This window comes from Mesorhizobium sp. P2_D6 (assembly GCF_056404315.1).
In genome coordinates this window covers 54,927-72,217 of sequence record NZ_JBFUEG010000013.1, presented here as the reverse complement: position 1 = coordinate 72,217, position 17,291 = coordinate 54,927, and the positions used below count along the sequence as shown (strand labels likewise).

The following is a 17,291-nucleotide window of genomic DNA, read 5'->3' as shown; positions in this document are numbered from 1 at the left end:
ATGATATTGCCGTGGCTTCGCACATGCCGGGTGCGTCGCTGCGCGTTTTTTGCTTGGGGAACCGGTCGATTTTGCCTACCGGAGTGCCGATGGCCGCCTGGAAACAGATCGTTTTTGCGCTTGTGATCCTGGTCGCGGCTGTCCTCGCCTGGGCGCGCTTCTTTACGGGCGCGCCGGAGGTTCTGGCACGCTGGGGCATCGACTGGGCCTATGCCTCGGCACCCGCCACGACCGGAGCGGTCGACACGACGAAACAGGCAGGCGGCCGCAACGCCGCCGGCCGGGGGGCAAATGTCGTTGTCTTGCCGGCGGGCACCGCAACCATCAACGATCGCTTGCAGGCGATCGGAACAGGCCGCGCCAACGCTTCGGTGATAGTCAACCCTTACAGCTCAGGCCGTCTCGTTGAATTTCTCGTCCAGTCCGGCACCCGTGTCGACAAGGGACAGATCATCGCCGTCCTCGATTCCGAAACCGAGGTGATCGCGCAGGATCGCGCCAAGCTCGCTTTGCAGGATGCCCAGGCCAAACTCGAGCGGGTGAAATCACTGAGGGCCTCCAATGCCGCGACACCTGTTGCCGTCGCCGATGCCGAAGTGGTGCTTGCCGGCGCTAAACTGGCGCTCAGCGATGCCGAACTCGCCTTGCAGCGCCGCTCGATCGTAGCACCCATCGCCGGCACGGTCGGCATCCTGCCGATATCGGCCGGCAATTACGTGACCAGTCAGTCGGCGATCGCCACGCTCGACGATCGCTCTTCCATCCTGGTCGAGTTCCTGGTGCCCGAGCGCTTCGCCGCCGCCGTCAAGGTCGGCGCGCAGCTGACGGCGACACCGATCGCCAATCCGAGCAAAGCCTATACCGGCACGGTGTCGGCCATCGACAACCATATCGACGAAAAGAGCCGCACCCTTCTGGTCAAGGCGGCGATCGCCAACCCGGCGGATTCGCTGCGCGCCGGCATGTCGTTCGGCATCACCATGCGCTTTGCCGGCGACACCTATCCGGCGGTCAGCCCGCTGGCGATCCTGTGGGGCTCCGACGGCGCCTATGTCTGGCAGGTCGAGGATGGCAAGGCCAGGCGCGTTCCCGTGCGCATCATCCAGCGCAACACCGAGACCGTGCTGATCGATGCCGAGATCGAGGATGGCGACATGGTGGTCACCGAAGGCACCCAGAGCGTCAGCGAAGGCGGCGAGGTCCGCATAGCTGGCCAGGCCCAGCGCGCCGCCAACGCCGCCGAAGGCTCATGACCGGAACCGCCAACGCCGCCAGCGAAACCGGCTTCACCGCGCTCTTCATCCGCAGGCCGGTCATGGCCTTCGTGCTCAACACGCTGATCGCGGTGGCCGGCCTTGCCGCCTTCTACGGCGTCGAGGTCCGCGAACTGCCCGATGTCGACCGCGCCGTCGTCACCGTGTCGACGGCGTTCGAGGGTGCTGCCGCCGAAACGGTCGACCGTGAGCTGACCGACACGATCGAGGGCGCGGTAGCGCGTGTCTCCGGCGTCAAGTCGATCTCGTCGACCTCGTCCTTCGGCCAGAGCCGCGTCACCATCGAGTTCAATGACGGCGTCGATCTGAACGTCGCGGCCTCCGATGTGCGCGACGCCGTCGGCCGTGTCGCCAACCAGATACCGGACACCGCCGATCCGCCGCGCATCGTCAAGGCCGACGCCAACTCCGATCCGGTGATGCGGCTGGCCGTCACCTCCGATAGCATGTCGGTGCAGGACATGACGGTGATCGTCCAGGACCAGATCGAGGACGAGCTGGCCGCCGTTCCGGGCGTCGCCGACGTCCAGGTCTATGGCGATCGCGACAAGATCTTCCGCATCGATGTCGACCAGAACAAGCTGGCGAGCCTAGGCTTCACCGTCGCCGATTTGAGGGCGGCACTTGGCTCTGTGGCCTTCGATTCGCCGGCCGGTTCGATCACCACCACCAACCAGGACTTGATCGTTCGCACCACAGCCGATGTGACGACGCCGGAAGAGTTCGAAAACATCATCATCGGCGGCACGACGCGCATCCACGACGTCGCCACCGTCACGCTCGGCCCCGACATCGGCCAGACCTCATTGCGCTCCGACGGCAAGACCGGCATCGGCCTTGGCATCATCCGCCAGGCGGAATCGAACACGCTGGATATTTCCACCGGCGTGAAGGCGGCCGTCGCCACGCTGCAGGAAAACCTGCCCAAGGGCATGTCGATCAAGATCACCAGCGACGACGCCGTCTTCGTCAACGGCGCCGTGCACGAGGTCGAGATCGCGCTCGGCCTGTCGATCTCGATGGTGCTGATCGTCATCTACGTCTTCCTGCTCGACTGGCGCGCGACGCTGATCCCCGGTCTGTCGATGCCGGTCGCCATGATCGGCATCATCGCCGCGATCTATCTCGCCGGCTTCTCGATCAACATCCTGACCTTGCTGGCGCTGGTGCTGGCGACGGGCCTCGTCGTCGACGACGCCATCGTCGTCTTGGAAAACATCGTGCGACGGCGCAATGAAGGCATGGGGCCGCGTGCGGCGGCAGTGCTCGGCACCCAGGAAGTGTTTTTTGCCGTCATCGCCACGACATTGACGCTGGTCGCCGTCTTCGTGCCGATCTCCTTCCTGCCCGGACAGACCGGCGGCCTGTTCCGCGAATTCGGCTTCGTGCTCGCTATGTCGGTGCTGCTCTCCTGCGTGGTAGCGCTGACACTGTGTCCGATGCTGGCGTCGCGCATGCTGACCGGCGCATCGCTCCACCACGAAGGCGGCCATGGCATTGGCGCGCGCATCGGCGGCGCGCTGAATTCAGCCTACAAGCGCGGCCTGCATGCCTGCCTCGGCGCACCGTGGATCGTGCTTCTGGTCGCGGTGCTGTTCGCCGCCACCGCCTTCACCTTGTTCGGCACCATCCGCCAGGAACTGACGCCGAGCGAGGACCGCGCCGTCGTGCTTCTGCGCATCAACGCGCCGCAAGGCGTCAGCCTCGATTACACCGCGCAGCAGATGCAGAAGATCGAGCGGCTGATCCAGCCGCTGCGCGATTCCGGCGAGATCGTCTCGACCTTCGAAAGCGCCGGCCAGAACGGCGCCTACAACTCAGGCTTCATGGTGATGACACTGGCGCCGTGGGACGAACGCGCGCGCAGCCAGCACGAGATCATGGCCGAGATCACCCAGCTGACCCGGCAGGTGCCATCCGTGCGCATCTTCCCGGTGCAGGCCAACAGCCTCGGTATCAGAGGCGCCGGCAACGGCCTGCAATTCGCGCTGATCGGCAATGACCGCAAGGCGCTGGGCGACGCGGCGGTAAAGATCATCGCGCAGATGCAGGCAGACCCGCGCTTCCAGAACCCGCGCCTTTCCGTCGACCCGACGCAGCCGCAACTGGCGGTGGCCATCGACCGCGAGCGCGCCTCCGATCTCGGCATCGACATCACCGGGCTTGCCAACACGCTGCAGGCGATGCTCGACGGCAATGATGTCGTCGACGTCTACATCGCCGACCGCAGCTATGGCGTGAAGCTGGTTTCGACCACCAACCCGATCAACGATCCAACCGATCTGGAAAACATCTTCCTGAAAACTGCCGACGGCCGCTTCGTGCCGATGTCGACCATCGCCACGCTGACCGAACGCGCCGTGCCGCCGTCGCTGACGCGCGAACAGCAGCAGCCTTCGGTGGCGATCACCTCCAATCTGAACGGCAATTTCGCACTCGGCGATGCGCTCGGTGTCGCCGAGCAGATCGCCACGCCGCTGCTGCCGCCAGGCAGCCGCATCCTGCCGCTGGCCGAGGCCGCGACGCTTGGCGAGACCAACAGCGCCATGGTCACCATTTTCGGCTTCGCGCTGGTCATCATCCTGCTGGTGCTTGCCGCCCAGTTCGAAAGCTTTGTCAGCGCCGTCATCATCATGGCGACGGTGCCGCTCGGCCTCGCCTGCGCGATCTTTGCGTTGCTTTTGTCAGGTACCAGCCTCAACGCCTACAGCCAGATCGGCCTGGTGCTTTTGGTCGGCGTCATGGCCAAGAACGGCATCCTCATCGTCGAATTCGCCAACCAGTTGCTCGACCGTGGGCTGGGTGTGCGCGAGGCGATCGAGCAGGCCTCGATCATCCGCCTGCGTCCGGTGATGATGACGATGATCTGCACCATCCTTGGCGGCGTGCCGCTGGTGCTGGCCGCCGGCGCCGGTGCCGAGGCACGCATCGCGCTTGGCTGGGTGATCGTCGGCGGGCTGGGCCTCGCCACGGTCTCAACGCTGTTCCTGACCCCGGTCGCCTACCTCCTGCTCGGCCGCTTCGTGACGCCCAAGACGCATGAGGAAGCGAGGCTGAAGCGCGAACTCGAGGAAGCTGCCTACACCAACATCGAGCCGGCGGAGTGAGATTAGCCCTCCTCGCCCCGTTTACGGGGAGAGGATGCCGGCAGGCAGGTGAGGGGCAGCGCGGAGTTTCGAGGTTGTCGCCTTGGACAGACCGCAGCTGCAAAGCCAGTCACTGACGTCGGCGCCGCCCCTCATCCGGCCCTTCGGGCCACCTTCTCCCCGTAGAACGGGGAGAAGGAAGGGGTGCCGTCACGGCCGTATAAACACCTTCCCGTTCGGCTTGGCGAGTTCCGCCGGCACCTTCGCCATCGCTTCGTCCAGCGGCAGCACCGCCGTCACATCCGTCGACCAGCGGCCGTCGGAAAAGCGCTTCTGCGCTTCCATGATGGCCGGGCCGCGCTTGTCGCGGAACTGGCGCATCCATTCGACCAGCCAGAAGCCCTCAATGTGCTTATGCTGGAAGATCAGCTGGCCGGGCTCACGGATGACAGTGGTGTCGGGGTCGAGTCGCCCATAGATGATCCAGCGCGCGCGCTTCGGCATGGCGTCGAAAATGGTCGAGGCCAGTGGCCCGGTCACCGCATCGAGGAAGATGCGCGGCTGCTCGGTCTTGACCACCTCGCGCAGCGCCACCTTGAAGTCCGGCGCCTTCTCGTTGAGCACATGGGTAGCGCCAATCTGTTTCAGCAGCGGTATCTGCTCGTCGCGGCGCACGGTGACGATCGGCCGATACCCCGCCTCCTTGGCGAGGCCCGCGATCAGCTTGCACAGCTGACTGGCGCCGGCGGTCATGATGAAGGCCTTTTCGCCGGCCTCTTTAACGATGTCGAACATGGCGATCGCAGTCAGCGGGTTGACGATCAACGCCGCACCGTCCTCGTCGCGGACCGTGTCGAGGAGCGGGATGCAGACAGCGGCTTCCGCGACCGCGTATTCGGCCCAGGCGCCCCAATTGGTGACGCCGGTGGCAAAGGCGACGCGCTTTCCGGCCAGGCTCTTGGGATAAGGCTCATCGCCCGTGGCAACAATGGTGCCGACACCCTCGAACCCGGCCGGCTGGCCCTTGGCGCGCGGCTGGCCGTACTGGCCCTTGATGAACATGACATCGGACGGGTTGATCGAGGCGAGACTGACCTTGATCAGCACCTGGCTCGGTCCGGGCGTCGGCACGCCGATGCTGCCCGGCTGGAGATAAGGCTCCATCGCCTCCAGCACCGTGCCGGTAGGCGTCCTGGTGTAGCCGTCGCCTGTCAGCAGCAGCGCTTTCATTTCTGAGGGGATCGCCATGGCGGGCTCCTTACGGTTTGAGAATGAGCTTGCCGGAAGAGCCGCGGCCGAGCACGCGTGTCAGCACAGCGGCGGCGTCGGCCAGCGGATACGTGCCTTCGATCACCGGCCGGACCTTGCCGGCGAGATACCAGCCGACAAGCTCCTTCATATTGTCGGCGTAGACACGCGGCTCCTTGGCCGTGAACGCGCCCCAGAACACGCCGACGACCGAAAAGCCCTTGACCAGCGCCAGGTTGACGGGGAATTGCGGGATGGCGCCGGAGGCAAAGCCGATGACCAGCAGGCGGCCGCTCCACGCCATCGAGCGAGCGAGCACGTCGAAGGTTTCGCCACCGACCGGATCGAAGCCGACATCGACGCCCTTGCTGCCGGTGACCTCTTTCAGCGCTTCTTTCAGATTGTCGTAGCCGAGCGCAATGTCGGCGCCAGCTTCGGCGGCAATGCGGCGTTTTTCCTCCGACGAGGCGACGCCGATGACGCGCGCGCCAAGCGCCTTGCCGATCTGGATGGCGGCGATGCCGGTTGCGCCGGCCGCACCCAGCACGCAGAGCGTCTCGCCTTCCCTGAGCGCGCTGCGCTGCTTTAGCGCATAATGCGACGTGCCGTAGCCGGCCAGCAGCGCGCAGGCGTCAGCGGCAGGCATATCGGGCGGCAAAGGCATGACGAACGGTTCGGCAGCACCCACCCGTTCGGCATAGCTGCCATGGGTCGAGAGCGCGGCGACCCGGTCGCCGATCTTGACCGATTTGACCCCTGGCCCGACCGCGACCACCCGTCCCGCGACCTCCATGCCGGGCACGAAGGGCAGTGGCGGTTTCATCTGGTAGAGGCCCTGGACGAGCAAGCCATCGGGATAGTTGACGCCGATCGCCTCGGCCTCGATGACGACCGTATTGCCCTTGGCCTCCGGCTCCGGCCAGTCGCCATAGACAAGCTGGTCGAGCGGCGCGAAATCGCGGGCGATGATGGCTTTCATGCCCCCTCACACCTTTTCCTGCGTGTATTTCCTGAGTTCGGTGCGCGCCACTTGCCGGCGATGCACGGCGTCCGGCCCGTCGGCCAGCCGCAGGGTTCGCAGATGTGTCCACGAACGCGCCAGCGGCGTGTCCTGGCTGATGCCTTGCGCGCCGAACATCTGCACGGCCTCGTCGGTGACCTTGAGCGCGACGCGCGGTGCAATGACCTTGATCTGGCTGATCCAGGGCGCCGCCGCGCGCGCATCGCCCTGATCAATCATCCACGCTGCCTTGAGGCAGAGCAGCCGCGCCATCTCGATCTCCATGCGGCATTCGGCGATGATGTCGAAATTGGCGCCGAGCTTCGCCAAGGGCTGGCCGAAGGCTTCGCGGCGGACGGAGCGCTGGCACAGCATTTCGAGTGCCATCTCAGACTGGCCGATGGCGCGCATGCAGTGGTGGATGCGGCCGGGGCCGAGCCGGCCTTGCGCGATCTCGAACCCCCTGCCCTCGCCAAGGATCAGGTTTCCCACCGGCACCCTGACATTGTCGAAGCGAAGATGCATGTGGCCATGCGGCGCGTCGTCGTCGCCATAGACCTGCATGGGCCGAAGCTTGGTCACGCCCTTGGTGTTGGACGGCACCAGGATCATCGAATGCCGTCGGTGCTGCGGCTCGCTCTCGCCGCCGGTCCGCACCATGACGACATAGATGGCGCAGCGCGGATCGCCGGCGCCGGACGCCCACCATTTCTCACCGTTCAGCACATAGTCGTCGCCCTGCTTTTCGCAGCGCATGGCAATGTTGGTGGCGTCGGAGGAAGCGACATCCGGCTCGGTCATCAGATAGGCCGAGCGGATCTTGCCTCCGAGCAGCGGCTCCAGCCATGCCTTCTTGTGGTCCTCCGAGCCATAGCGCTCCAACACCTCCATGTTGCCGGTGTCGGGCGCCGAGCAGTTGAAGGTTTCAGCACCGAGATGCGCCTTGCCCATCTCCTCGGCCAGATAGGCATATTCGACCGTCGAAAGCCCATAACCGCGCTCGGAACCGGTCAGCCAGAAATTCCATAGGCCGCGCTCCTTAGCCTTGTTCTTCAGCCCTTCGAGAATCTCGGTCTGCAGCGCGGTGTAGACCCAGCGGTCGCCGCCTTTGCCGACCTCGCTCAAAAATTCATGGTCGAGCGGCATGATCTCGTCGCGCACCATGGCGGCGACGCGGGCGTGGATCGGCTTCAGCCGCTCGGTCATGCCGAGAGTCATATCGCTCATCGTGTGTACTCCTCAGCCGCGCCCAGGCCACGCGCCGCGAAAGCGACGACCTCGTCGACAATTGCCTCGATATCCTCGTCCGTCTCAGTCGGGCGCGGCGTGTACCAGAACAGCGGCGAGTTGAGCGTCAGGAACATCAGCTGTTCGGCAATGCCGATCGTGCCGAAGCGCATGTCGCCTTCGTCGCGCGCTGCGGCGATGGCCTCGCGAAAAATGCGGCCGTAAGCGTCGCGCGACTGCATCAGCCGGGTAAATTCCTCGCGCTGTTCGGGCGTGGTTGCGCCGCGCAGGTAAAGCTCGACGCCTTCCCACACGACACGCTGGAACGGCTTGGTGCGGATCATCTGGCCGCAATGGATGGCAGCCATCTTGCGCCAGCGTCCAATCGCCGGGCCGGGCTGCGTACGCACGGGCTCTATTGCCGCAAAATTCATGTCCATGCCGGCGCGAAACACGTCGGCGAACAGATCGGCCTTGGACGGATAGTGATGGTAGATGCGGCCCTTGGTCGAGCCGAGGCTGCGCGCCACGTCGTCGATGGAACTTGCCGCATAACCACGCTGCATGAAACAGATGGCGGCGGCGCGCAGTATGTCGGCGCGCGGGCGGTCCAGCAGTGGAACTTCGACGCTGAGCATCGGATTTCGCCTCCGCCTGCTTTCCGCAACGATGCGGGAATTGAGGCCTTTACGAGCGCCCAAAAGTTGAACATACTACCGGGTATGTTGTCAATGCGGCAACCGCCCAAAGAGGCGACGTTCCCGCAGGGAGGATCGATGAGCTATCTCGACGAGCTGTTCTCGGTGACTGGCAAGACCGCGCTGGTGACCGGAGCCGCGACCGGCATCGGCCGCATGGTTGCGACCGCCCTGGTCCAGGCCGGCGCCACCGTGATGATCGCTTCGCGCAAGGGCGAGGATTGCATCAAGGTCGCGGCAGAGTTGAACGGGCTCGGCGCCTCCGGCCGCGCCGAAGGCTTCGCCGGTGACGTCTCCACCGAGGCCGGCATTGCCGCGCTGGTCGCCGAGGTCAAGGCGCGCACCGACAAGCTGCACATCCTCGTCAACAATGCCGGCATATCCTGGGGCGCCTCGCTCGAGGATTTTCCCTACCACGGCTGGGCCAAGGTGTTTGCCGTCAACGTCACCGCTGTCTTCCACCTGACGCGCGAATTGCTGCCGCTGCTCGACGCCGCGGCCAGCGACGCCGATCCGGCCCGCGTCATCAACCTTGGCTCGGTGATGGGCACACAGCCGCTTGCCGACGATGCGTACTCATACACGGCGTCCAAGGGCGCCGTTCACCATCTGACCCGTACACTGGCGATCGAGCTCGCGGCGCGGCGCATCACCGTCAATGCCTTCGCTCCTGGCCCTTTCCAGAGCCGCATGACCGCCTTTGCCACCGGCACCGAGGAAAAGGCCAGACATGTCGGCAGCCATGTCCCCATCGGCCGTATCGGCGTGGCGGATGACATTGGCGGCGCAACGCTCTATTTGTGCAGCCGTGCCGGCTCCTATGTCACTGGCGCCATCCTGCCGATCGACGGCGGGCAGTCGGTGCAGCATGGGCTGACACTGTTCAAGGAATGAGCCGCGGTCGGCGGCAAGTGGAGGAATCGCTGTGGAACCGATCAGTCTCGATGTGCTTTTGGCCAGCGTCGGCAAGGAAGTCGGCGTTTCCCCTTGGCGCGTGGTCTCCCAGACCATGATCGACCAGTTCGCCGACGCCACCGACGACCACCAGTTCATCCATTGCGACCCCGAGCGGGCAAAGCGCGAGACGCCGTTCGGCGGCACCATCGCGCATGGCTTTCTGTCGCTGTCGCTGCTCTCGGCGATGACCTTCGAGACCATGCCGCCGCTGGAAAAGGGCAAGATGGGCGTCAACCACGGCTTCGATTCGCTGCGCTTCCTGGCGCCGGTGAAGACCGGTTCGCGCATCCGCACCCGTTTCGTGCTGGCCGACGTCAAGGTCCGGCCCTCCGGCTGGGTGCAGACGGCGCATGACGTGACGATCGAGATCGAGGGCTCGAAGAAGCCGGCGCTGACCGCACGCTGGCTGACGCTGACATTGATCGAGCGTGAGCCGGAGACCGCATGAGCGGCGACGCCAACGCGCTCGATCAGACAGCACTTGCGCCCTATCTCGAGGCGCTCATTCCCGGTTTTGCCGGGCTTTCCGCAATCGAAAAATTCAAATCCGGCCAGTCGAACCCGACCTATCTGCTGACCGCGGCCAGCGGCCGCTATGTGCTGCGCGCCAAGCCGCCGGGCCAGTTGCTGAAATCCGCGCACCAGGTCGACCGCGAATTCACCGTGATGAAGGCGCTTGCTGGCACCGCTGTACCGGTGCCCCGGATGCTGCATCTGTCGGGCGAGGACTCGCCGATCGGCCGCATGTTCTACGTCATGGAGTTCCTCGACGGCCGCATCTTCTGGGACCCGGCAGTGCCAGAAGCCGGCGGCAATGAAGGGCGCGCCGCCCTGTACGACGCCATGAACGCCACGCTGGCGGCGCTGCACGACGTCGATGTCGAGGCCGTCGGGCTCGGCGATTTCGGCAAGCCCGGCAATTACTTCGAACGCCAGCTGGGCCGCTGGACCAGCCAATATCGCGCCTCGGAGACCGGCACCGTCGACGACATGGACCGGCTGATCGCCTGGCTGGAGACGCATATGCCGGCCGATGACGGCCGTGTTTCGCTGGTGCATGGCGACTACCGGCTGGACAACATGATCTTTGCAGCCAGCGAGCCAAAGGTGCTGGCGGTGCTCGACTGGGAACTGTCGACACTCGGCCACCCCTTCGCCGACCTCGCCTACCAGTGCATGCAATGGCGCCTGCCGCATGCGTCGGGCTTTCGCGGCCTTGGCGGTATTGACCGCGCCGCGCTGGGCCTGCCCTCCGAGGAAGCCTATGTCGCCGCCTATTGCCGACGGCGAGGGCTGGCAGGCATCGACAATTGGAGCTTCTTCCTTGCCTTCTCCTTCTTCCGTTTGGCGGCCATCTGCCAAGGCGTCTACAAACGGGCGCTCGACGGCAACGCCTCCAATCCCGAAAAGGCAAAGACTTATGGCGAGGCAGTGAAGCTGCTGTCGCATCTTGCCGCCAAGCTGATCGATCGAACCTGAATCGACAATGAGACACAGTGGAGACGCAATGGGCCGTTTTGACGGAGCGACCGTGCTGATCACCGGGGCCGCAGGCGGCCTCGGCCGCGGTGCAGCCATGGGCTTTGCCGCTGAAGGCGCCCGCCTGGTGTTGTCCGACATCGACGAAAAGGCGCTGGCCGAACTTGCCGGCTCGCTGCAGGCCGAAACAGCTATCCTTGCTGGCAACATAGCGGACGAAAAACTGTCGGAGGACCTGGTGAAACTGGCGGCGGAGAAATTCGGCCGGCTGGATGTCGCCATCAACAATGCCGGCATCGTCCAGAGTTTCGTGCGCCTGCCGCAAGTCGCCTCCGACGAGGCGCGCCGCGTGCTGGAGATCGACCTGCTCGGCGTTTTCTATGCCATGAAGCACCAGATCCCGCAGATGGAACGGCAGTTCAAATCGGACGGGAAAGGCGGGGCCGTCGTCAACATCGCCTCGGTTGCCGGGCTGGTGGGCGCGCCGAAACTGTCGGTCTATGCCGCCGCCAAGCATGGCGTCGTCGGGCTGACCAAGTCGGCAGCCGCCGAATACGCCACCAAGGGCATACGCATCAACGCCGTCTGCCCGGCGCACACCCGCACAGCCATGGTCGACAGCTTCGTGCGCATCTCCGGCGCGCCGGAAGCCGAAGCGCTAGCCGAGTTGACGCGCGGCATGCCGATGAAACGGGTGGCCGAAGTGGACGAGGTCGTGACCGCCATCCTGTTTGCCGCTGACCCCGCCAATTCCTTCATGACCGGCCACACGCTGGCCGTGGACGGCGGCGTCGGCGCAATTTGATAGCCACGATTTGGGCAACCCAAGATTTGGTAACCATTGCCGCGGGGGAACCTACGACGCCCTTGTCCGTTTTCGTACAGCGTATATAATTTAGCCAACACCCCACCACATGAAGGCAGACTCACGTGCCGCTGAGCGTCCAGAAACGCCGCGAGAAACAAAAGGCCGAACTGCGTTCCGAGCTGCTCGACGCAGCCCACAAGCTTGTCAAGGAAGAGGGCTATGAAGGCCTGACGATCCGTAAGCTGGCCAACCGGGTCGGCTATGCCCCGATGTCGGTCTATTCCTACTTCGCCGACAAGCAGGACATCCTGTTTGCGCTGGCCGAGGATGCGTTCGAAACACTTGCCCGCAACATCGAGGCACATCCCTCCGACGACCCGATCGAGGCGCTGAAGGCGGTGATGACCGAGTATGCCGCCTTCGGGCTAGGCAACCCCAACGAATACCGTACCGTCTTCATGACCGAAAAGACCAAGCTGCCGGAGGGCAGAAGCTATGAGGACATGGAGGAGGGCAACCCGGCGATGAAAGCGCTGATCTCAAGGGTCGAGGCTTGCGTCGCCGCCGGCAAATTGCACGGCGATGCGCGCGCCATCGCCACCATGCTGTGGGCGGTCGGCCACGGCACCATTTCGTTGCTGATCACCTTTCCGTTCTACCCCTTTGGCGATCCGCAGGCTTTCGTCAACCGGATGTGCGATTCCACCCTTGCCTCGCTCACCACGCAGGACGTGCCACCGCTGACCAAGACCCCGGTCAACTGCTGAGCACCTGGGTATCCCCCGCCCCTTCAATTGAACGTCCGGCCTGACAGCTTCGGCTGTGTCAGTCAGCCGCAATTTTCGGCGTTCAAAAAAATTGTCGTACGTGTACGTTTTTCTACTTGAAAACCAGTTTCCTCGGACGTATGTGTACACTGTATCGTACATGTACGAAAACAATTTACCCGTTGGAGACTGACATGAACAAGACCCTTCTCGCCCTCGCCACCGTGCTGGCGCTCTCGGGCTCGGCCTTCGCCGCCAGCAACAATGTTTCGCCCAAGCAGGCTCCGGCCGCGACCTGCGTCGACGCCACGACCCATGCCAAGCTCGATTGCAGCGTGACCGGTTCGGTCGAAAAGTCCGACGTCAAGGCCAAGGGCCCGCGCCTCGGCATCGAGATCAACCCGTGGATCGTGCCGAGCGCGTTCTGAGGAGATCGAGCCCGACCACCGAACAGCACAACGGCTAAGGGCGGCAGGATAATCCCGGCCGCCCGTTTTTCCTCGGCGCAGGCCGGGGGTTTTCCTTGCTCAAGCCTGGGCGCAGCGGAGAGATTATTTCTTGCGCGGTTTGCGTCCCGGCACCCTCTTGGCCTTGCCGGGTCTTGCCGGCGCGCCGGAGATGGAGGTCGCGGTGATCGACACCGGATCGCTGGCCGGGAACGTGTCCTCGAGACCTTCCTCGAGTTCCTCTTCGGCACTCACCTCGTGGTGCTGTTCACGTTCGAGTGAGCGGACCGCGGCGGTTTTCCTGGCTGACTTCGGCGCGGATTTCGACGGCATCGGCATTCTCCCTCGACAGCGCAAGCAGAACGAGCGCGCGTGCCGACGTTCCCGGAGCAATCCAAAAGGATTGCTCTACGCCGCCGCGTCGCTGGCTGCCTCCGACAGGAAAGTAAAGACATAGTCGGAGAAAGAACGCCAGCACTCGACCCGGAAGGCGTCGGCTGCCGTGCGCAGCAGCACGATTTCGCACTTGCCGAGAATGGTGCGCGACGCCGCGCCAACCGGAAAGGCCTCGAGCGACAGATCCTGCGGGCAGCCGGCATTGATCGCAGCGGCTGCTGCCGGGCCGGTGACGGCGAAGGCGACGTTGCGGTGCGAAATGCCGACCGCCGAATGCAGCGCGGTCACCTTGGCGCAGTCGGCGAGCAGGTCCTTGCCGGCCTCATCGATCAGAAACCATTCGTCCGGCCCGAGCCACAGCGCCATGCGGCCGGCCTTCGAAGCCGAGGTCTTCGGACCCTTCGGCAAGGTCAGCCCGAGCGCCTTCGACAGCGCTGCAATGGAAGCCTCCGGCGCGCGAAGTGACATGCGCTCCGCCGGTGGCAGTACCTCGACCTTCACGTTCTTCGCCGACACACTGCGCCCGGCCTGTGCCGGACGGCGCTCAGCCGAAGATGCACTGGTTTTCGCAGCAGCCTTAGCCATTGAGGCGCCCTCCCGTCTCGTCGAAGAACACCATGCCGGTAACCTCCACTTCGATCACCTCGTTCGGCATCGGCACGTAAAGCGTCTCGCCCATCCGGTCGCGACCGCCGGCGACCAGCGCCAACGCGATCGAGCGGCCGCAATTTTGCGACCAGTAGCTCGAGGTGACGTGGCCGATCATCTTCATCGGGATCGCCTGTTTGGGATCGGCGACGATCTGCGCGCCTTCCTCCAGCACCACCTTCGGGTCCTTGGTTTTCAACCCGACCAGTTGCTTGCGACCTTTGGCGACGAGGTCGGACCGCGTCAGGCCTCTGATACCAACGAAGTCGGTCTTCTTCTTGCCGACCGCCCAGTCGAGCCCGGCATCGTTCGGCGTCACCGTGCCGTCTGTGTCCTGGCCAACGATGATGTAGCCCTTTTCGGCGCGCAGCACGTGCATGGCCTCGGTGCCATAGGCGGCCGCACCATGCTTCTGGCCCTCGGCCCACAGCGCTTCCCAGACGGCCTGGCCGTAGTCGGCCGGCACATTGACCTCGAAGCCGCGCTCGCCCGTGAACGACATGCGGAACAGCCTGGTCGGCACGCCGCAGATCTTGCCTTCGCGCACCGACATGTGCGGCAGCGCCTCATCGGACATATCGATGCCTTCGACCAGCGGCGCGATGATGTCGCGCGACTTCGGCCCCTGCACCGCGATGACCGCCCACTGCTCGGTGATCGAGGTCAGCCAGACATTCAGATGCGGGAATTCGGTCTGGAGATAATCCTCCATATGGTTCATGACGCGCGGCGCACCGCCCGTCGTCGTCGTGACATGGAAACGGTCCGGCGCCAAGCGACCGACGACGCCGTCATCATAGATGAAACCGTCCTCGCGCAGCATGATGCCATAGCGGCAGCGGCCGGGTTCCAGCTTTTCCCACGGATTGGTGTAGAGAAGCTCCATGAACTTGGCCGCATCCGGCCCAACGACTTCGATCTTGCCTAGCGTCGAGGCGTCGAACAGGCCGGCATTGGTGCGCACCGCGACGCATTCGCGGTCGACCGCCGCATGCATGTCCTCGCCGCCCCTAGGGAAATACCAGGCGCGCTTCCACTGGCCGACATCCTCGAACACCGCGCCTTGCGCTTCGGCCCAAGGATGGATCGCGGTCTTGCGCGTCGGGTCGAACAGCGGCCCGCGCGCATGGCTGACGATCGCGCCAAAGGTCACCGGCGTGTACGGCGCGCGGAAGGTGGTCAGGCCGACCTCCGGGATCGGCTTGCCTAACGTCTCGGCGGCAATCGCCAGGCCGTGCATGTTGGAGGTCTTGCCCTGGTCGGTCGCCATGCCGTTGGTGGTGAAGCGTTTGACGTGCTCGATCGAACGCATGCCTTCATGCACCGCCTGGCGGATGTCCTTGGCGGTAACGTCGTTCTGGAAATCGACGAAGGCCTTGACCGTCTTCTCCGGCCCGGCGCCGGGCGCAGCCCCCAGCATGCCGCGCGACCAGCTTTCCGACGCATCGACCTTTGGCTTCGTACCCTTCGCGGTTTTCGCCCCGGCGTCCTTCGCCGCCTTGACCCCGGCCGCATAGGCCTCGTCGATGCTTGCCGACAGCCCGTCCGTGCCGTTGCAGGCGCCGACCGAGATGCAATCCTGCGCATAAATTCCGGGCACGAAGCGCTTGGTCTCGTCGTTAAAGGCGACCTTGCCGCGCGACTGCGAGAAGAGATGCACCGATGGCGTCCAGCCGGCCGACATCAGGATCGCGTCAACGGGAATGGTGCGCTCGCCGCCGCCATTCTTCGGCTGTACGGTCATCGACGTCACGCGCAATTTGCCGCCGGCCCGGATCACCGCACGGCCGAAATTGACCTCGATGCCGAGCGCCCTCGCCTCGTCGATGACCGGCCCGGTCGGATGGTCACGTAAATCGACGATCGCCGCGATGTTGACGCCGGCCTTCTTCAGGTCGATCGCCGCCGCATAAGCCGAGTCATTGGCGGTGTAGACGCCGACATTGTTGCCGACCGCCACGCCATAATGATTGAGATAGATGCGCGCAGCCGAGGCCAGCATGATGCCGGGCCGGTCATTGTCGGCAAACACCATGTGGCGTTCGATGGAGCCGGTCGCCAGCACCACGCGCTTGGCGCGGACCTGCCACAGCCGCTCGCGCGGCAGATCGTGGCCAGGGCTTTGCAGATGGTCGCTGACGCGCTCGACCAGGCCGACGAAATTCTGCGCGTAGTAGCCGAACGCCGTGGTGCGGGAGAGCACACGGACATTGTCCATGCCCTTGAGCTTCGCGATCGCCGCTTGCGCCCAGGCATAGCCGTCCTGGCCATCGATCTTCGCGCCGGTCTCGAAGCGCAGGCTGCCGCCGAAATCCGCCTGCTCGTCGGCGAGGATGACGCGGGCGCCGGTTTCAGCCGCAGCCAGAGCGGCCGTGATGCCGGCGGCACCGCCGCCCAGCACCAGCACATCGCAATGCGCATAGCGCGACGAATAATGATCGGGATCGGGCTTGTCAGGCGAAACGCCAAGACCGGCCGCGGCGCGGATCTTCGGCTCATACAGGCTCTTCCAGGCCGCCTTCGGCCACATGAAGGTCTTGTAGTAGAAACCGGCCGAAAACAGCGGCGACGCAATGTCGTTGACCGCGCCGATATCGAAGGCAAGCGAGGGCCAGCGATTCTGCGATTGGGCAACGAGCCCGTCATAGAGCTCCTGCACGGTTGCGCGGATGTTCGGCGCCTTGCGCGCCGCATCGCGCTCGACCTGAACCAGCGCATTGGGCTCTTCCGCGCCAGCCGACAGGAAGCCACGGGGACGGTGATATTTGAACGAGCGGCCGACGAGATGGACGCCATTGGCCAGCAGCGCCGAGGCCAGCGTGTCGCCCTCTATGCCGGTATAGGACTGGCCGTCGAAGGAGAAGCGCGCGGTCTTGGCCTGGCTGAGGCGGCCGGCCCTCGGGATACGGAAGGCGCCGCTCATTTCACAGCTCCCGGAAGCTTGGACGGCTTCGGCTCGCCGGCTTTGTAAGTCATGACGAACTTGTCGGTGACGGTGTCGCGCACCGCGTTGAAGAAACGCGCGCAGCCATGGATGTGGCGCCAGCGCTCATAGATGATGCCCTTGGGGTTCGAGCGGATGAAGAAGAACTTTTCGAAGTCGCCGTCGCTCTCGCCCGCCATGTTGGCCGAGCGCGCAATGTGCGCCTCGCCGGCGTTGCGGAACTCGAGCTCCGGGCGCTCTTCCTCGCAATAGGGGCAGCGGATGAGAAGCATCTGTTTGGTCCTAAAATTCGCCGTGGCCGATGGCCGGTTGG

At 64.6% G+C, this 17,291-nt stretch carries 16 protein-coding genes; 8 read left to right on the top strand and 8 right to left on the bottom strand.

Features of this window, described 5'->3' with window-relative positions; translation table 11 throughout:
* Positions 1–89 precede the first annotated feature (89 nt).
* Together AC1D1L_RS24280 and AC1D1L_RS24275 are read left to right on the top strand one after the other, a co-directional pair.
* Positions 90–1,253 (top strand): efflux RND transporter periplasmic adaptor subunit, encoded by a 1,164-nt coding sequence (locus AC1D1L_RS24280; protein WP_477343965.1) that lies wholly within the window; start codon positions 90–92, stop codon positions 1,251–1,253.
* Positions 1,250–4,381: an efflux RND transporter permease subunit gene (locus AC1D1L_RS24275; RefSeq protein ID WP_477343964.1), complete on the top strand. Its 3,132-nt coding sequence runs from the start codon at positions 1,250–1,252 to the stop codon at positions 4,379–4,381. The genes AC1D1L_RS24280 and AC1D1L_RS24275 overlap by 4 nt, the downstream gene beginning before the upstream one ends.
* Positions 4,382–4,570: 189 nt before the next feature.
* On the opposite strand, the gene AC1D1L_RS24270 is transcribed toward AC1D1L_RS24275, so the two are convergent.
* Genes AC1D1L_RS24270 through AC1D1L_RS24255 form a run of 4 tightly spaced genes read right to left on the bottom strand, consistent with a single transcriptional unit; the run spans position 4,571 to position 8,473 of the window.
* Entirely contained in the window at positions 4,571–5,608 is a 1,038-nt protein-coding gene (locus AC1D1L_RS24270; RefSeq protein ID WP_477343963.1) for a zinc-binding dehydrogenase, read from the bottom strand.
* Between the two features lie 10 nt (positions 5,609–5,618).
* Entirely contained in the window at positions 5,619–6,587 is a 969-nt protein-coding gene (locus AC1D1L_RS24265) for an NADPH:quinone oxidoreductase family protein (RefSeq protein WP_477343962.1), read from the bottom strand.
* Between the two features lie 6 nt (positions 6,588–6,593).
* The gene (locus AC1D1L_RS24260; protein WP_477343960.1) at positions 6,594–7,835 is read right to left on the bottom strand and encodes an acyl-CoA dehydrogenase family protein; all 1,242 of its coding nucleotides are present in this window, start codon (positions 7,833–7,835) and stop codon (positions 6,594–6,596) included.
* Entirely contained in the window at positions 7,832–8,473 is a 642-nt protein-coding gene (locus tag AC1D1L_RS24255) for a TetR family transcriptional regulator (protein WP_477343959.1), read from the bottom strand. The genes AC1D1L_RS24260 and AC1D1L_RS24255 overlap by 4 nt, the downstream gene beginning before the upstream one ends.
* Positions 8,474–8,611: 138 nt before the next feature.
* Here AC1D1L_RS24255 and AC1D1L_RS24250 point away from each other — a divergent pair, with 138 nt between their 5' ends.
* The 6 genes from AC1D1L_RS24250 (at position 8,612) to AC1D1L_RS24225 (ending at position 12,972) form a co-directional block, all read left to right on the top strand.
* Positions 8,612–9,427 carry an SDR family oxidoreductase gene (locus AC1D1L_RS24250; protein WP_477343958.1) on the top strand — a complete coding sequence of 272 codons (816 nt, stop codon included), beginning with the start codon at positions 8,612–8,614 and terminating at the stop codon, positions 9,425–9,427.
* Between the two features lie 25 nt (positions 9,428–9,452).
* On the top strand, positions 9,453–9,938 hold the full coding sequence (locus tag AC1D1L_RS24245) for a MaoC family dehydratase (RefSeq protein WP_477344032.1): 486 nt from the start codon (positions 9,453–9,455) through the stop codon (positions 9,936–9,938).
* Entirely contained in the window at positions 9,935–10,969 is a 1,035-nt protein-coding gene (locus tag AC1D1L_RS24240) for a phosphotransferase family protein (protein ID WP_477343957.1), read from the top strand. The genes AC1D1L_RS24245 and AC1D1L_RS24240 overlap by 4 nt, the downstream gene beginning before the upstream one ends.
* A 28-nt stretch (positions 10,970–10,997) precedes the next feature.
* Entirely contained in the window at positions 10,998–11,774 is a 777-nt protein-coding gene (locus AC1D1L_RS24235) for an SDR family NAD(P)-dependent oxidoreductase (protein WP_477343956.1), read from the top strand.
* A gap of 125 nt (positions 11,775–11,899) precedes the next feature.
* The gene (locus tag AC1D1L_RS24230) at positions 11,900–12,544 is read left to right on the top strand and encodes a TetR/AcrR family transcriptional regulator (protein ID WP_436261292.1); all 645 of its coding nucleotides are present in this window, start codon (positions 11,900–11,902) and stop codon (positions 12,542–12,544) included.
* 194 nt (positions 12,545–12,738) lie between these two features.
* Positions 12,739–12,972 (top strand): DUF680 domain-containing protein, encoded by a 234-nt coding sequence (locus tag AC1D1L_RS24225; RefSeq protein ID WP_477343955.1) that lies wholly within the window; start codon positions 12,739–12,741, stop codon positions 12,970–12,972.
* 123 nt (positions 12,973–13,095) lie between these two features.
* Here the strand turns inward: AC1D1L_RS24225 and AC1D1L_RS24220 are convergent, their stop codons facing one another.
* The 4 genes from AC1D1L_RS24220 to AC1D1L_RS24205 form a co-directional block, all read right to left on the bottom strand.
* On the bottom strand, positions 13,096–13,323 hold the full coding sequence (locus tag AC1D1L_RS24220) for a hypothetical protein (RefSeq protein ID WP_477343953.1): 228 nt from the start codon (positions 13,321–13,323) through the stop codon (positions 13,096–13,098).
* A 75-nt stretch (positions 13,324–13,398) separates the two neighbouring features.
* Positions 13,399–13,971 carry a sarcosine oxidase subunit gamma gene (locus AC1D1L_RS24215; RefSeq protein ID WP_477343952.1) on the bottom strand — a complete coding sequence of 191 codons (573 nt, stop codon included), beginning with the start codon at positions 13,969–13,971 and terminating at the stop codon, positions 13,399–13,401.
* A complete protein-coding gene (locus AC1D1L_RS24210) occupies positions 13,964–16,957 on the bottom strand; it encodes a sarcosine oxidase subunit alpha (protein ID WP_477343950.1) in 2,994 nt (997 codons plus the stop codon). Before AC1D1L_RS24210 ends, AC1D1L_RS24215 begins: the two co-directional genes overlap by 8 nt.
* The gene (locus tag AC1D1L_RS24205; protein WP_477343949.1) at positions 16,954–17,250 is read right to left on the bottom strand and encodes a sarcosine oxidase subunit delta; all 297 of its coding nucleotides are present in this window, start codon (positions 17,248–17,250) and stop codon (positions 16,954–16,956) included. The genes AC1D1L_RS24210 and AC1D1L_RS24205 overlap by 4 nt, the downstream gene beginning before the upstream one ends.
* Positions 17,251–17,291: the final 41 nt, after the last annotated feature.

Excerpts from the sequence above, each read along its gene's own strand:
- AC1D1L_RS24280 (WP_477343965.1), top strand. The coding sequence starts at position 90 with ATGGCCGCCTGGAAACAGATCGTTTTTGCGCTTGTGATCCTGGTCGCG.
- AC1D1L_RS24275 (WP_477343964.1), top strand. The coding sequence starts at position 1,250 with ATGACCGGAACCGCCAACGCCGCCAGCGAAACCGGCTTCACCGCGCTC.
- AC1D1L_RS24270 (WP_477343963.1), bottom strand. The coding sequence starts at position 5,608 with ATGGCGATCCCCTCAGAAATGAAAGCGCTGCTGCTGACAGGCGACGGC.
- AC1D1L_RS24265 (WP_477343962.1), bottom strand. The coding sequence starts at position 6,587 with ATGAAAGCCATCATCGCCCGCGATTTCGCGCCGCTCGACCAGCTTGTC.
- AC1D1L_RS24260 (WP_477343960.1), bottom strand. The coding sequence starts at position 7,835 with ATGAGCGATATGACTCTCGGCATGACCGAGCGGCTGAAGCCGATCCAC.
- AC1D1L_RS24255 (WP_477343959.1), bottom strand. The coding sequence starts at position 8,473 with ATGCTCAGCGTCGAAGTTCCACTGCTGGACCGCCCGCGCGCCGACATA.
- AC1D1L_RS24250 (WP_477343958.1), top strand. The coding sequence starts at position 8,612 with ATGAGCTATCTCGACGAGCTGTTCTCGGTGACTGGCAAGACCGCGCTG.
- AC1D1L_RS24240 (WP_477343957.1), top strand. The coding sequence starts at position 9,935 with ATGAGCGGCGACGCCAACGCGCTCGATCAGACAGCACTTGCGCCCTAT.
- AC1D1L_RS24235 (WP_477343956.1), top strand. The coding sequence starts at position 10,998 with ATGGGCCGTTTTGACGGAGCGACCGTGCTGATCACCGGGGCCGCAGGC.
- AC1D1L_RS24225 (WP_477343955.1), top strand. The coding sequence starts at position 12,739 with ATGAACAAGACCCTTCTCGCCCTCGCCACCGTGCTGGCGCTCTCGGGC.
- AC1D1L_RS24220 (WP_477343953.1), bottom strand. The coding sequence starts at position 13,323 with ATGCCGTCGAAATCCGCGCCGAAGTCAGCCAGGAAAACCGCCGCGGTC.
- AC1D1L_RS24215 (WP_477343952.1), bottom strand. The coding sequence starts at position 13,971 with ATGGCTAAGGCTGCTGCGAAAACCAGTGCATCTTCGGCTGAGCGCCGT.
- AC1D1L_RS24210 (WP_477343950.1), bottom strand. The coding sequence starts at position 16,957 with ATGAGCGGCGCCTTCCGTATCCCGAGGGCCGGCCGCCTCAGCCAGGCC.
- AC1D1L_RS24205 (WP_477343949.1), bottom strand. The coding sequence starts at position 17,250 with ATGCTTCTCATCCGCTGCCCCTATTGCGAGGAAGAGCGCCCGGAGCTC.